Genomic DNA, 13,054 nt, shown 5'->3' with positions numbered 1-13,054 from the left:
GGATTCCTTCTCTGGCGGCTCAGCCGCCGGTCATGGTGCGCGCGATCTGGGTCGCCGAGTCGCCCGCGCGGCGCAGCACCATGGCGACGATCCCGAGGGCGACGAGCGTGAGGAGGAGCATGATCGTCGACACGGCCGCGATCTCGGGCCGCAGGCCGGAGCGCACGGCCGAGAGCACGTACACAGGCCACGGCGTCGTGCCCGAGACCTGCACGAACGCGGCGATGATGGTGTTGTCGAGGCTGAGCGTGAAGGCGAGCAGGAAGCCGGCGAGCACGGCCGGCATCGCGCGCTTGAGGGTGACGCGGCGGAAGGTCGTGAACGGCGTCGCGTAGAGATCGCCGGATGCCTCCTCCAGGTTGCCCTCCTGGCCGACGAGGCGAGCGCGCACGATGTAGGAGACGATCGCCATCGCGAACAGCGACGAGCCGATCGACAGGCGCACGTAGCCGTTGTCGAACAGCGGCATCCCCGCATCCTGGCCGAGGAAGACGAACCACGGCAGCAGCGCGATCGCGTCGACGATCTCGGGCGTGACCGACACCAGCAGCAGCATGCCGAGGAACCACCACGCCCACCGACCGGGGTGCCGCGCCATCGCAATGCCGGCGAGCGTGCCGAGCGCCGTCGCGATGATGGCGGAGATCGCTGCGGTGATGACCGAGACGCGCACCGCATCCTGCACGATCGGGTTGTCGACGATCGCGCGGAAGGCGGTGAAGCCGAAGCTGTCGAACGACACCAGCAGTCGCCCGTCGTTGAACGAGTGCACGACGATGACGATGATCGGCGCGAACAGGAACAGCAGCACCAGCACGCCCCAGATCGTGAGCGCCAGGTCGCTCGCCGATCGGTGCGGGCGGCGTGCGCGCGGCGCGGTGCGGGGCGCGGGGGCGGTCATCGGGCACTCCTGTCGGCGGTCTCCGGCCCCAGCACGAGCCGCCCGCGCCAGCGCAGCGGCAGAGCGAGCAGCCAGAGCGCCAGACCGCAGACGGCGATCGTGAGGGTGATGACCAGCATGAGCACGACCGCCATCGCGGAGCCGAGCGCCCAGTTCTGCGCGCTCTGGAACTGGCTCGCGACCAGCTGACCGACCATGTTGCCCTGCGCGCCGCCGAGCACGGTCGCGGTGATGTAGTCGCCCATCAGGGGGATGAAGACCAGCAGCACGCCGGCGATGATGCCCGGCTTCGACAGCGGCAGCGTCACCCGCACGATGGTCGCGAGCGACCCGGCGCCCAGATCCCGTGACGCCTCCCGCACCTGCGGCCCGACCCGGTCGAAGGCGACGTAGAGCGGCAGGATCATGAGCGGCAGGTAGTTGTAGACGACGCCGAGCAGCACCGCGGCGCGCGTGTAGAGGATGTCGATCGGCCCGAGCCCCACGGCCTCCAGCGCCTGCGACGCCCATCCCTCGGGAGCCAGGATCACCTGCCAGCCGATCGTGCGGATGAGGAAGTTGGTCCAGAACGGGATGAGCACCAGCGCGAGCATGATGCCGCGCCGCTCCGGTCGCACCTTGAAGGCCAGCCAGTAGGCGACCGGAGCTCCGATGAGGAAGCACAGCAGGGTGCCGAGCATGCCCACCCACAGGGTGTTCTGGAACGTCATGGCGAACGTGGGCGAGAGCGCCTCGGCGTAGCGGTCGAAGGAGAGGATGTCGTTCGCGTGCGTGCCGAACACGCCGGGCTTGTAGCCGAAGCTGAACCAGATCACCATCGCCACGGGGGCGACGAAGAAGGTGGCCAGCCAGAACCACGCCGGCAGTGCCAGCAGCGCGCCGAACGACCTCCTACGCACCCGCGGCGGCCTTCATCTCGTTCCAGATCTCGACGCGACGACCCTGCGACTCGTTGAGCTCGCCCTCGTGCATGGTCGAGAGCTGCTCGTCGGTGAAGAAGAGCAGATCGGTCATCTCCAGGCCCGCGTCGGCGGCGACCTGCTCGAGGTCTTTGCCGCCCACGTGATAGCCGATGTAGTCGAGGTTGGAGAGCATGGCGTCGGGCGTCATCGACCAGTTGATGAACGCGTGGGCGGCCTCGGGGTGCGGCGCACCGGCGGCGATCGCCCAGTTGTCCATCCACAGCTCCGTGGCCGGCCCGGGGAGCACCCAGGTCCAGCGATCGGGATCCGGCGACTCCATGATGCCCAGGCGCGCGTCGCCGTTCCACGACTGCATGAGCACGTGCGTGCCCTGCGGGATCGCGCTGCCGCCGGGGTAGGAGTCGAACGCGACGATGTGCGAGGCCAGCTCGTTCACGAGGAAGTCGCGGCAGGCGCTGAGCTGCGCCTCGTCGGTGGTGTTCCAATCGATCTCGTCGCGCCAGAAGTACGGGCCGAGCACGCCGGCCGGGTCGTCGAGCAGCGTGGTCTTGCCGCTCGCCTCGGTCATCGCGGCGTCCAGGAAGTCGCCCCAGGTCGACAGCTCTCGCGTGATCACGGTGTTGTCGTAGACGAAGCCGGTCGTGCCCCACGCCTTGCACACGGAGTACTGGTTCTCGGGATCCCAGTCCCTGCCGAGGTACTGCGGGTCGAGATTGGTGAGGTTCGGCAGCAGCTCCTTGTTGAAGGGCAGCAGCAGCTCGTTCTCGATCATCTGCGGGATGAACGAGCCGGTCGGCACGATCACGTCGTAGCCCGAGGTGCCGCGGGCGGCGACGAGCTTGGCGATCATCTCCTCGTTGGAGCTGAACGAGTCGAGCCTGATCGTCGGGCCCAGCTCGTCGCTGAAGCCGGAGAGCACGTCCGGGGCGTCGTAGTCGCCCCAGGTGTACATCGACAGCTCCCGCTCGAGCGTGCCGCCGGTGGCGCCGGGGGATCCGGCGGGGCTGCCGCCCCCGCTGGGGGTGCAGGCCGCGAGCAGCGCAGACCCGCCCGTGATGGCGGCGATGCTCAGGAAGCGTCGCCGGGAGACCTCCCGCTCGATGAGCGGCACGGCCTCTGCGCTCGCGAGGATGCGGATCGGGTTCTTTCCAGCGGTCATCGGTGCCTCCTGCTTGGCGTGGGCGGGGATCAGTCCGTGGGGGGATCGATGCGGCCGCCTGCGGCAGCCGCATCCGTGGCGGGGAAGAGGTGCACATCGCTTGCGAGCCATGAGCAGCGCACCCTGTCGCCCGTGCTCATCTCGAGCGACTGGGCGGTCGGCTGGCGCACGACGATGCTCTGGTCGTCGCCGAGGCGCACGAGGAACTGCTTGGTCTCGCCGAGATGCGAGACCCCCAGCAGGGTGCCGCGCACCGCGTTCGCATCCGGGAGCGCTCCGCCGTCATCGGGCTCGACCCGCACATGCTCGGGGCGCACCGCAGCCATGCCAGGGCCGGCGGCCAGGCGGTCGTCGGTCGATCGCAGTCGCACGTGGTCGCCGTCGATCCCGCGACCGGCGTCGACGAGCTGGCCCTCGAAGAAGTTCTGCTGGCCGACGAAGGCGGCCACGTAGGCGGACGCGGGCCGGGCGTAGACGCTGTCGGGGTCGCCGAGCTGCTCGATCCGGCCATCGCGCATGATCGCGATCCGGTCGCTCATCGAGAGCGCCTCGGCCTGATCGTGCGTCACGAAGACGAAGGTGATGCCGAGGCGGGACTGCAGCAGCTTGAGCTCGAGCTGCATCTCTTCGCGCAGCTTGCGGTCGAGCGCGCCGAGCGGCTCGTCGAGCAGCAGCACCGCCGGGCGGTTGACGAGGGCGCGCGCGAGCGCGACGCGCTGCTGCTGGCCACCGGAGAGCATCGTCGGCCTGCGATCGGCGAAGCTGCGCATCTGCACCATCTCGAGCGCCTCGGTGACCTTGCTGCGGATCTCGGCGCGCGGCGTGCGCCGCTGCTGCAGCCCGTACGCCACGTTCTCGGCCACCGACATGTGTGGGAAGAGCGCGTAGGCCTGGAAGACGGTGTTGACGTCGCGGCGGTGCGGCGGGCGGCCGAGCACGCTGGCACCGGAGATGCGGATGTCGCCAGCGTCGGGGTGCTCGAACCCCGCGATCATCCGCAGCGTCGTCGTCTTCCCGCAGCCGGAGGGCCCCAGCAGCGACAGGAACTCGCCCGGCTGGATGTCGAGCACCAGGTCGTCGACCGCGACGTGGTCGCCGTAGCGCTTCGTGACGTGGGCGAGCTGGATGCTCCCGCGGGCCGTCTCGAGGTCGGCGGGGGCAGCGGTCGCGTCCGGTGCATTCGACAAAGGTCGGCCCTTCCCGTCAGGTGCGCCTCGTTGTGCACGTGGACAACACCATAGGCACAAGAGGGTGCTCCGCGCACGCGATCCGAGGAATCCACGGCGCGACTGTCACACTGGACCCATGCCAACAGACCTCGAGGCGCGTGTCGCCGTCTACATCGACTTCGACAACATCCTCATCTCCCGCTACGACCAGCTGCATGGCCGGGGCGCCTTCCACGCCGACAAGGTGCGCACGCTGCCGGCCGACGGCCGCGAGTCGAAGGCACGCACGCGCTTCCAGCAGGCAACCGTCGACCTCGGCGCGATCATCGACTACGCCTCCAGCTTCGGCTCGATCGTGCTGAGCCGTGCCTACGCCGACTGGTCGGTGCCGGCGCACGCCGCCTACCGCGACCAGCTGCTGGCGCGCGCGGTCGACCTGGTGCAGATGTTCCCCACCACCAGAGCGCTCAAGAACGGCGCCGACATCCGCCTCGCGGTCGACGTGGTCGAAGACCTCTTCCGGCTCGAGGACATCACGCACGTGGTGATCGTCGCCGGCGACAGCGACTACATCGCCCTCGCGCAGCGCGCGAAGCGGCTGGGCAGCTACGTGGTGGGCATCGGCGTCGCCGGCAGCACCTCGAAGTCGCTCGCCGCCGCCTGCGACGAGTTCGCCGACTACGACGCGCTGCCGGGCATCGAGCCGGTGCGCATCGAGGAACTCGAGCCCGAGCCCCAGCCGGAGCCCGAGGCGGCCCCGGCGCGCAGGCAGACGCGCGGCAAGGGTGCGAAGTCGCAGGAGGCCAAGGGCAAGGCCGAGGACGGTGCCGCCGACACCGCTGCAGCGGCCGAGCCCGAGGCAGAGGCAGAGCCCGAGGCGGAGCAGAAGCCGGCCCGCCGCCGCCGTCGCGCGACGAGCGAGTCGGTCGCGGCCGAGCAGGACGAGGTCGCGATGTCGCGCGACGAGCGCGGCGACGCCGCGACCGGCCTGCTGGAGCGCGCACTGCGCATCCTGCACCAGAAGTCGGATGACGAGTGGCTGCACGCCAACGTCGTCAAGGAGCAGATGAAGCGCATGGACCCGGTCTTCAACGAGAAGTCGCTGGGCCACAGGTCGTTCACCGACTTCGTGACCGCGCGCTCCGACCTGGCGGACATGCGCGAGGAGGGGCAGGCGCGCCTGCTGCAGCTCAAGACGCTCTAGTTGCGCTCGGCCGGCGGGTGCACACTGGCTTGCATGCCAGAGCTGCCGGAGGTCGAAGCGCTCGCGGTCGATCTGCGCGAACGGCTCACCGGGCGGGTGATCCGCAGGGTCGACGTGCTCGAGATCGCCGCGCTCAAGACGGTCGATCCGCCGGCCGACGCCCTGCACGGCGCTCCCGTGCGCACGGTCGACCGCCGCGGCAAGCACCTCGTGCTCTCCGTCGACGGCGGCCCGCACCTCGTCATGCACCTCGCCCGCTCGGGCTGGATCCGGTGGCGCGATGCCTCGCCCCGGCCCGCGGCCGGCCGAGGCAGGGGTCCGCTGGCGGCGCGCGTCGTGCTCGAGTCACCGGACGGCGATCCGCTCGCCGGCGACGGCTTCGACGTGACCGAGCAGGCGACGCGCAAGCGGCTCGCCATCCACGTCGTGGCGCATCCCGATCAGGTGCTCTCCATCGCGACGCTGGGGCCGGAGCCGCTCAGCGACGACTTCACGGAGCAGCGCTTCGCGGCGATCCTCGCGAATGCGGGCCGCGCGCAGATCAAGGGCGTGCTGCGCGACCAGCAGCGCATCGCCGGCATCGGCAACGCCTACTCGGACGAGATCCTGCACGCGGCGGGCATGTCGCCATTCCACCCGGCATCGATGCCGGCCGACGAGGTGCACCGGCTGTACGAGGCGCTGCGCCAGGTGCTCACCGAGGCGGTCGAGCATGCCGTCGGGGTGCCGGCGTCATCGCAGAAGGCTGAGAAGCGGCAGCACATGCGCGTGCACGGTCGCAAGGGCGAAGCGTGTCCCGTCTGCGGCGACACCGTGCGGCAGGTGATCTACGCCGACTCGACGCTCGAGTACTGCGCCACCTGCCAGACCGGCGGCAAGCCGCTCTCCGATCGCGTGCTGTCGCGGCTCGGCGTGCGCCGCTGAACCGCCGCGATCAGCCTGCGTGCGCGACGATGCCGCCGGAGACGACGGTCCAGGGCTGCACCGTGGCCACTCGCACTCCCGGGGCGGAGTAGTACGGGTCGTCGGCGAGCGCGGCTTCGACGGTGCCCATGTCGTCGGTCGCGAACAGCAGCAGTGCCCCCGACTGATCGGCGAAGGGGCCGCCGGCCGCGAGCGTGCCCTCGGCGACCAGCGCGGCGGCCTTCTCGCGATGCGCGGGCCGCAGCTCGAGGCGTGCGGGGTCGTCGGAGAAGGAGAGGATGACGGCGATCATGCGCTCAGCCTAGGCACTGGCGCAGCGGGCCGCCGCATCCGGGGCACAGCGGCGACTAGACCGAGACGAGCTCGTCGGCGGCCGCCGCGACCACCAGGTCGATGCTCGCCTGCAGCGCCTCACGAGAGCGCGCGACGAACGCGGTGGCGTCGACCATGCGCATCGACTCGTCGAAGTCGCTGCGCTCGAAGGGCAGCTGCACGCCGTCGCCCTGCAGCGCGACGCCGATGTAGCTGAGCACGGATGCGAGCTGCGCCGCGGCCGAGCGCCCGCCGGCCCAGCCGTAGGAGACGATCGTGGCGGGCTTGCCCTGCCACTCCGCCTTCAGGTAGTCGATGGCGTTCTTGAGGGCCGCCGGGTACCCCGAGTTGTAGTCCGGGGTCAGGAAGACGACGCCGTCGAGCGCGTCGATCCGCTCCGCCCAGGCGATGCTGTGGGCGTTGGTGCGCACACCGGATGCCGGCGGCAGCGCCTCGTCGAGCAGCGGCAGCCGCTGCTCTGCCAGGTCCAGCATCACGGCTTCGGCGCCTGCCGCCTCGATCATCGTGACGAGCTCGTCGGCGACGGGCCGGCCGACGCGGACGGGACGGGTGCTGCCGACGATGATGCCGATCTGGGGGCGCTGGGACATGACTCTCCTCGGTGATGGCTGGGGATGCGGCCGCTGACAACGCGGCGTCGCTATCAGAGAACGCTCCGAGCAGCGCCGTATTCCGAGCAGCGGGCGTATCCCGGTCAGACGAGGAACGCGCGCGCCGCCGCCACCATCGCGGTCGTCGCCGTGTCGAGGGTCGGCTGCAGCACCGGGATGAAGTCGGGGGAGTGGTTGGAGGGCACGTCCGCGTCGGCGGTGCCGCGCGCGGTCGCCTCGGCCACGAGCTCGGGATCGAACCCGCCGTAGAACCAGTAGACCGAGGGGGCGCCCCACGTGTCGGGCAGGTAGTTGAAGTCCTCCGAGCCGAGCAGCGGCGTCTGCGGCATGTGCCGGTCGCCGAACGCGGCGTCGAAGGCGGCACCCACGGCGGCGGCCGCAGCCGCGTCGTTGATCGTCAGCGGCGCCCGCTCACCCGTCTCGATCGTGGCGGGCGGCGCGCCCGCCACCGCGCACTCGCCCTGCACGATGCGCTCGATCGCCGCGATCATCCGGGTGCGCACGCGCTCGTCGAAGGTGCGGATGTTGATCTCGAAGCGCGCCGTCTCGGGGATGATGTTCTGCCTCGTGCCGGCGCGGAAGGTGCCGATCGTGAGCACCGCCTGATCGCTGGGCGCGACCTCGCGCGAGACGATCGTCTGCAGCCGCAGCACCATGCTCGCCGCGAGCACGATCGGATCGATCGTCTTCTCCGGCTGCGAGCCGTGGCCGCCGCGGCCGCGCACCGTGACGACGAAGTGGTCGCTCGCGGCCATGACGGGTCCGCTTGCCGTCAGCACCGTGCCCGCCGCTCCCGGCATGACGTGCTGCCCGAGCGCGACGTCGATGCCGTCCGGGAAGAGCTCGCGCAGCGCATCCTGCATACCGAGCGCGCCGTCCATGGTCTCCTCCGCCGGCTGGAACACCGCGATGACGGTGCCCGACCAGTCGTCCCGGTCCGCGAGGATGCGCAGCGCGCCCTGCAGCGCGGCCATGTGGGTGTCGTGCCCGCACGCATGCATGATGCCGACCGGGGAGCCGCCGAGCTCGTCGGTCGCGGTCGATCGATAGGGCACCTGCTCGACCTCGGTGACCGGCAGGCCGTCCATGTCGGCGCGCAGCAGCACCGTCTTCCCCTCGCCGCGGCGCAGCACGCCGACCACGCCGGTGGCGGCACCGACCTGCTCATGCACCTCGAACCCGGCCTCGCGCAGCAGCTCGGCCATCCGGGCTGCCGTGCGGTGCTCCCGGAGCGAGAGCTCGGGGTTCGCGTGCAGCTCGCGGTAGAGGTCCTCGATGAACGGGCGGTGCGTGTCGAGCGTCATGGGGCCAGGCTACGCGGCGCCCACCCGCCGATAGGATCGAGGCTGAACCGTGAGGAGCAGCCGTGACCGCCACGCCCGTCGCCTCGCAGGGGTCGCGCCACTGGCACCTCCCTGCGCTGCGAGCCGTCCCCGCGCTCGTCGTCGGCCTGCCGCTGCCGTTCGTCCAGCTGCATGCGCCGATCGTCGGGCTCATCGCGCTCGCGCTGCTGCTGGCCGGCACCGCCGCCACGCTGTGGATCGCGCGCGAGCAGGTGCCGCAGGGCGCGGGTCGCTGGCCGCTGCGGCTCGCCGCATGGACGGGCGCCGCCGCACTCGTCGCGGCCGTGCTCGCAGTCGCGGCTCCCACCCCGACGGCGCTCGGCCTCGCGGTCGCCCTCTGGGCCGTCCCCGCCGGGCTGCTCGAGCTGCAGGGCTGGTGGCGGATGCGGTCGGTCACCGAGCCGCGCGCGCGAGCGCTGAGCCGCGACTGGCTGGTCGTCGGGGCTCTCACCGTGGCGCTGGGCGTCATCTACGCGTTCCTGCGCGACCCCGTCACCCTCACCGGGCTCCTCGGCGCCTACGCCGTCATCGTCGGCGTCTTCCACGCGGTCGCGGCCCTCTCCGCTCGCCCGGCACGCACCCCTACAACCGAGCGGAGCAGCGCATGAGCACCCCCCACCGTCCCCACGAGCCCAGCCGTCGACAGAGGCTGAAGCCCTTCGAGTACGTCGTCTTCGCCGCAGTCGCGGGCCTGTTCATCGGGCTCGTCGTCATGCTCACCGTGCGCGACGTCACGCTCGCGATCGTGTTCGGCGGCATCGGCTTCATCGCCACGCTGCTGCTGACCGCGACGCTCATGCTGGCGGTGAAGCCGAAGGGCCGAGCATCCGCCGACCTCGACAAGCGCGAGGGCTTCGAGCGGTGAGCCGCCGGCTCCCGCTGCCGGCCGCCCTGCTCAGCCCCGCCCTGCTCATCCCCGCGCTGCTGCTCGCCGGCTGCACGACGGCGCCGGGCGCTGCCGACGACGGCGCCGCGCAGCCGTCCGCGAGCACCGCTGCCGACGGCGGCGATGCGAGGCCGGCTACCGTCGATGGCCCGCACCTGGTGGTGGCGGGCCTCGTCTTCGACCCGATCACCGACGACGTCGACCCCGACGGCGTATGCGACGGCATGGCGGGCCGCGAGACGCTGGAGGTCTTCGACCGGGCGCCCTGGCCGGAGCTCGACGTGCCGGCGGGCGGCGCCACCATGACCTGCGGCAACGCATCCGGCGCCGGCTGGCGCCACATCGCCGACGGCCACACGGGCGACTTCGGCGAGCTCGCCGACCTGGTCGGTGCCGAGTGGGAGGACGTCGCCTGGTTCGCGATCGACCGCGCGCTCGAGGAGCCGACCCGGGTCGAGGCGTACCGCGACGACATCGTCAACTACGACGTGCTGGTCGAGCTCGTCGACGACGAGCAGGTCGAGCGCTCCTGGATGGTCACCGTCGGCTTCGGACTCGGCTCCGAGCAGATCATCACGTCGTTCCCCGACGAGCAGCACTGACACTGCCCCGCGAGCCCGGCGCATCCGCTCGCCAGCAGCGGAGCCTCTGCCACGATGGCCGCATGGATGATCTCGTCAGCATCGAGTGGCTCGCGGCGCACCTGCACGATGACGGGCTCGTGATCGTCGATGCGAGCATGGCGCCGCCCGGCAGCAGCCAGCCGCTGCCCGACGAGGGCATCCCGGGCGCCGTGCGCTTCGACCTCGGGGGCGCGATGTCGCGGCAGGACGACGCCGACGGCCTGGGCCCCGTGGGCGTGCACGACATGCTCGCGCCCGCCGACTTCGAGCGCGAGCTGCGCGCGCTCGGCATCCGCGCCGGCGACCGCCTCGTCGCCTACGACGCCGCCGGCATCTTCTCGAGCGCCCGCGCGTGGTGGATGCTCCGCGCCGCAGGCATCGATGCGGCGGTGCTCGATGGCGGGCTGCCGGGCTGGATCGAGGCAGGGCAGCCGCTCGTACCGGTCGCGGGTTCCACCGGTCGCGAGGGCGACGTCGAGGTGCGCTGGGATGCCTCGGCACTCGTCGGCGCGGACGTCACGGCGGCGGCGCTCGACTCCGGCGACGTCGCGGTGCTCGATGCGCGCTCCGCGAGCCGCTTCTCGGGCGCCGAGCCCGACCCGCGCGAGACCGTGCGCGCCGGCCATATGCCCGGTGCGGTCTCGCTGCACTACGGCGCGCTCGCACCCGGAGGCCGCATGCTGCCGCCCGCGGCGCTGCGGGAGCGGATCCAGGCGGCAGCGGGCGATCGTGCGGTGATCGCCAGCTGCGGCTCCGGCGTCACCGCGGCGGTGATCGCGCTCGCGGCGACGCTCGTCGACCGGGATGTCTGCGTGTACGACGGGTCCTGGTCGCAGTGGGGCCATCGGGACTCCGGCCGACCCGTGGTCACCGAGGGCTAGCAGCTTCGGAGCGCCGTCGAGGGTCTTGTTTTGACTCGTTCACGATAATCGCTATCGTGGAGGGATGACGGAGACCGATATCGAGCTGCTGCGAGCGCGCGGGCTGCGCGTGACGCAGGGCCGCGTCGCGGTGCTCGAGGTGCTCGAGCAGCTGCCGCACGCCGACGCCGAGGGCGTGCATCGCACGCTCGCCGAGCGTGGGCACGACACGAGCGTGCAGTCGGTGCACAACGTGCTCGGCGACCTGACCGAGGCGGGCATCCTTCGCCGGTTCGAGCCCGCTCGATCCGCCGCGCGCTACGAGCGTCGGATCGGCGACAACCACCACCACGCGGTCTGCTCCCGCTGCGGCCGCGTCGACGACGTCGACTGCGTCGTGGGCGAGGCCCCGTGCCTGCACGCGGACGCCCCCGAGGGCTTCACAGTGCACGCCGCAGAGGTGACCTTCGTCGGCGTCTGCGCCGAGTGCGCGCAGACCCAGAACCCTGACATGAAACGGAGCACCACATGACGACACCCACCACGAACAGCGTCGGCACACCCATCGGCAGCGATGCCCACTCGCAGAGCGTCGGCGCCGACGGTGTGATCGCGCTCACCGACCACTACCTGGTGGAGAAGCTCGCGCACTTCAACCGCGAGCGGGTGCCGGAGCGCGTCGTGCACGCCAAGGGCGGCGGCGCCTACGGCCGCTTCGTCACGACCCACGACGTCTCGCAGTACACGCGTGCAGCGCTGTTCCAGCCGGGCGTCGAGACCGAGATGCTCGCGCGCTTCTCCACCGTCGCCGGTGAGCAGGGCAGCCCCGACACGTGGCGCGACCCGCGCGGCTTCTCGCTGAAGTTCTACACCTCCGAGGGCAACTACGACCTGGTCGGCAACAACACCCCGGTCTTCTTCATCCGCGACGGCATCAAGTTCCCCGACTTCATCCACTCGCAGAAGCGCCTGCCGGGCTCCAACCTGCGCGACAACGACATGCAGTGGGACTTCTGGACGCTCTCGCCCGAGTCGGCGCACCAGGTGACGTGGCTCATGGGCGACCGCGGGCTGCCCAAGACCTGGCGCAACATGGATGGCTTCGGCTCGCACACCTACCAGTGGATCAACGCGGCGGGCGAGCGGTTCTGGGTGAAGTACCACTTCCAGACCAACCAGGGCAACGACTTCCTCACGCAGGAGGAGGCCGACGAGCTCGCGGGCAGCGACGCCGACCACCACATCCGCGACCTGTACTCGGCGATCGAGGACGGCGACCACCCGTCCTGGACGCTGTCGGTGCAGATCATGCCGTACGAAGACGCGGCGACCTACCGCTTCAACCCGTTCGACCTGACGAAGGTGTGGCCGCACGGCGACTACCCGCTCATCGAGGTCGGTCAGATGACGCTCGACCGCAACCCCGAGAACTACTTCGCCGAGATCGAGCAGGCGGCGTTCAGCCCCGCGCACTTCGTGCCGGGCATCGCGGCCAGCCCCGACAAGATGCTGCAGGCGCGCATCTTCAGCTACGCCGACGCGCAACGCTACCGCGTGGGTGCGAACCACGCGGAGCTGCCCGTCAACCGCGCACGGGCGACGAGCGTCGACTCGTACGACAAGGACGGTCAGCTGCGCCACACGTTCCGCTCGCCGAGCGCACCCGTGTACGCACCGAACTCGTTCGGCGGGCCGGCGGCGGACGCGGCGGCGGCCGGTGATGACGGCGGCTGGCAGAGCGACGGCGAGCTCGTGCGCTCGGCGGTCACGCTGCACCCCGAGGACGACGACTTCGGTCAGGCGGGCACGCTCGTGCGCGAGGTGCTGAGCGACCCCGAGCGCGAGCGCCTGGTGGCGAACATCGTCGGTCACGTCGGCAAGACGCGCGTGCCGGAGATCCGCGAGCGCGCGATCGCGTACTGGAAGCAGGTCGACGCCGGGCTCGGTGCCCGCGTCGAGGCGGGCCTGGAGCCCATCGCCGAGCCGCGCACGTCGCTCGCGACGGAGCCGGTGCGGACGCCCGCCGTCTTCTGATCCGGAAGCCCACTCGGCCCGCGCTGGTCTCCACCGGCGCGGGCCGAGTCGCGTCGGGGCATCGTCGCGTCAGGGCATCGTCAG

15 protein-coding genes are annotated in these 13,054 nt (G+C 71.3%); 8 read left to right on the top strand and 7 right to left on the bottom strand.

Going from position 1 to position 13,054, the window contains the following annotated elements; all coding sequences use genetic code 11:
• Positions 1–19: 19 nt before the first annotated feature.
• From ABG090_RS12620 to ABG090_RS12605, 4 genes are read right to left on the bottom strand one after another with little or no spacing between them, the layout of a single operon-like run.
• A complete protein-coding gene (locus ABG090_RS12620) occupies positions 20–901 on the bottom strand; it encodes an ABC transporter permease (RefSeq protein ID WP_347755100.1) in 882 nt (293 codons plus the stop codon).
• On the bottom strand, positions 898–1,800 hold the full coding sequence (locus tag ABG090_RS12615; protein WP_347755097.1) for an ABC transporter permease: 903 nt from the start codon (positions 1,798–1,800) through the stop codon (positions 898–900). Before ABG090_RS12615 ends, ABG090_RS12620 begins: the two co-directional genes overlap by 4 nt.
• Positions 1,793–2,983 (bottom strand): spermidine/putrescine ABC transporter substrate-binding protein, encoded by a 1,191-nt coding sequence (locus ABG090_RS12610; RefSeq protein WP_347755095.1) that lies wholly within the window; start codon positions 2,981–2,983, stop codon positions 1,793–1,795. The genes ABG090_RS12615 and ABG090_RS12610 overlap by 8 nt, the downstream gene beginning before the upstream one ends.
• 29 nt (positions 2,984–3,012) lie before the next feature.
• The gene (locus tag ABG090_RS12605; RefSeq protein ID WP_347755092.1) at positions 3,013–4,170 is read right to left on the bottom strand and encodes an ABC transporter ATP-binding protein; all 1,158 of its coding nucleotides are present in this window, start codon (positions 4,168–4,170) and stop codon (positions 3,013–3,015) included.
• A 118-nt stretch (positions 4,171–4,288) separates the two neighbouring features.
• Here ABG090_RS12605 and ABG090_RS12600 point away from each other — a divergent pair, with 118 nt between their 5' ends.
• Together ABG090_RS12600 and ABG090_RS12595 are read left to right on the top strand one after the other, a co-directional pair.
• Positions 4,289–5,356 (top strand): NYN domain-containing protein, encoded by a 1,068-nt coding sequence (locus tag ABG090_RS12600; RefSeq protein ID WP_347755089.1) that lies wholly within the window; start codon positions 4,289–4,291, stop codon positions 5,354–5,356.
• A 33-nt stretch (positions 5,357–5,389) separates the two neighbouring features.
• The gene (locus ABG090_RS12595; RefSeq protein ID WP_347755086.1) at positions 5,390–6,280 is read left to right on the top strand and encodes a DNA-formamidopyrimidine glycosylase family protein; all 891 of its coding nucleotides are present in this window, start codon (positions 5,390–5,392) and stop codon (positions 6,278–6,280) included.
• 10 nt (positions 6,281–6,290) lie between these two features.
• Here the strand turns inward: ABG090_RS12595 and ABG090_RS12590 are convergent, their stop codons facing one another.
• The 3 genes from ABG090_RS12590 to ABG090_RS12580 all read right to left on the bottom strand — a co-directional run bounded on the left by ABG090_RS12590 (position 6,291) and on the right by ABG090_RS12580 (position 8,528).
• Positions 6,291–6,572, bottom strand: a complete 282-nt coding sequence (locus ABG090_RS12590) for a YciI family protein (protein ID WP_347755083.1) — start codon at positions 6,570–6,572, stop codon at positions 6,291–6,293.
• A gap of 55 nt (positions 6,573–6,627) precedes the next feature.
• Positions 6,628–7,203 (bottom strand): NADPH-dependent FMN reductase, encoded by a 576-nt coding sequence (locus ABG090_RS12585; RefSeq protein ID WP_347755081.1) that lies wholly within the window; start codon positions 7,201–7,203, stop codon positions 6,628–6,630.
• A gap of 104 nt (positions 7,204–7,307) precedes the next feature.
• Positions 7,308–8,528: an amidohydrolase gene (locus tag ABG090_RS12580; RefSeq protein WP_347755078.1), complete on the bottom strand. Its 1,221-nt coding sequence runs from the start codon at positions 8,526–8,528 to the stop codon at positions 7,308–7,310.
• Positions 8,529–8,590: 62 nt separating this feature from the next.
• Here ABG090_RS12580 and ABG090_RS12575 point away from each other — a divergent pair, with 62 nt between their 5' ends.
• The 6 genes from ABG090_RS12575 (at position 8,591) to ABG090_RS12550 (ending at position 12,970) form a co-directional block, all read left to right on the top strand.
• Entirely contained in the window at positions 8,591–9,175 is a 585-nt protein-coding gene (locus ABG090_RS12575; RefSeq protein ID WP_347755076.1) for a hypothetical protein, read from the top strand.
• A complete protein-coding gene (locus ABG090_RS12570; protein WP_347755074.1) occupies positions 9,172–9,432 on the top strand; it encodes an ABC transporter ATP-binding protein in 261 nt (86 codons plus the stop codon). The genes ABG090_RS12575 and ABG090_RS12570 overlap by 4 nt, the downstream gene beginning before the upstream one ends.
• Positions 9,429–10,055: a hypothetical protein gene (locus ABG090_RS12565; protein WP_347755072.1), complete on the top strand. Its 627-nt coding sequence runs from the start codon at positions 9,429–9,431 to the stop codon at positions 10,053–10,055. The genes ABG090_RS12570 and ABG090_RS12565 overlap by 4 nt, the downstream gene beginning before the upstream one ends.
• Positions 10,056–10,117: 62 nt before the next feature.
• The gene (locus ABG090_RS12560; RefSeq protein ID WP_347755070.1) at positions 10,118–10,957 is read left to right on the top strand and encodes a sulfurtransferase; all 840 of its coding nucleotides are present in this window, start codon (positions 10,118–10,120) and stop codon (positions 10,955–10,957) included.
• Positions 10,958–11,021: 64 nt separating this feature from the next.
• On the top strand, positions 11,022–11,468 hold the full coding sequence (locus tag ABG090_RS12555; RefSeq protein ID WP_347755067.1) for a Fur family transcriptional regulator: 447 nt from the start codon (positions 11,022–11,024) through the stop codon (positions 11,466–11,468).
• Positions 11,465–12,970: a catalase gene (locus ABG090_RS12550; RefSeq protein WP_347755064.1), complete on the top strand. Its 1,506-nt coding sequence runs from the start codon at positions 11,465–11,467 to the stop codon at positions 12,968–12,970. The genes ABG090_RS12555 and ABG090_RS12550 overlap by 4 nt, the downstream gene beginning before the upstream one ends.
• Positions 12,971–13,054: the final 84 nt, after the last annotated feature.

The organism is Agrococcus sp. ProA11 (genome assembly GCF_039880525.1).
Lineage (GTDB): Bacteria > Actinomycetota > Actinomycetes > Actinomycetales > Microbacteriaceae > Agrococcus > Agrococcus chionoecetis.
The sequence above is the reverse complement of the archived record's forward strand: the minus strand, read 5'-3'. Positions and strand labels throughout refer to the sequence as shown.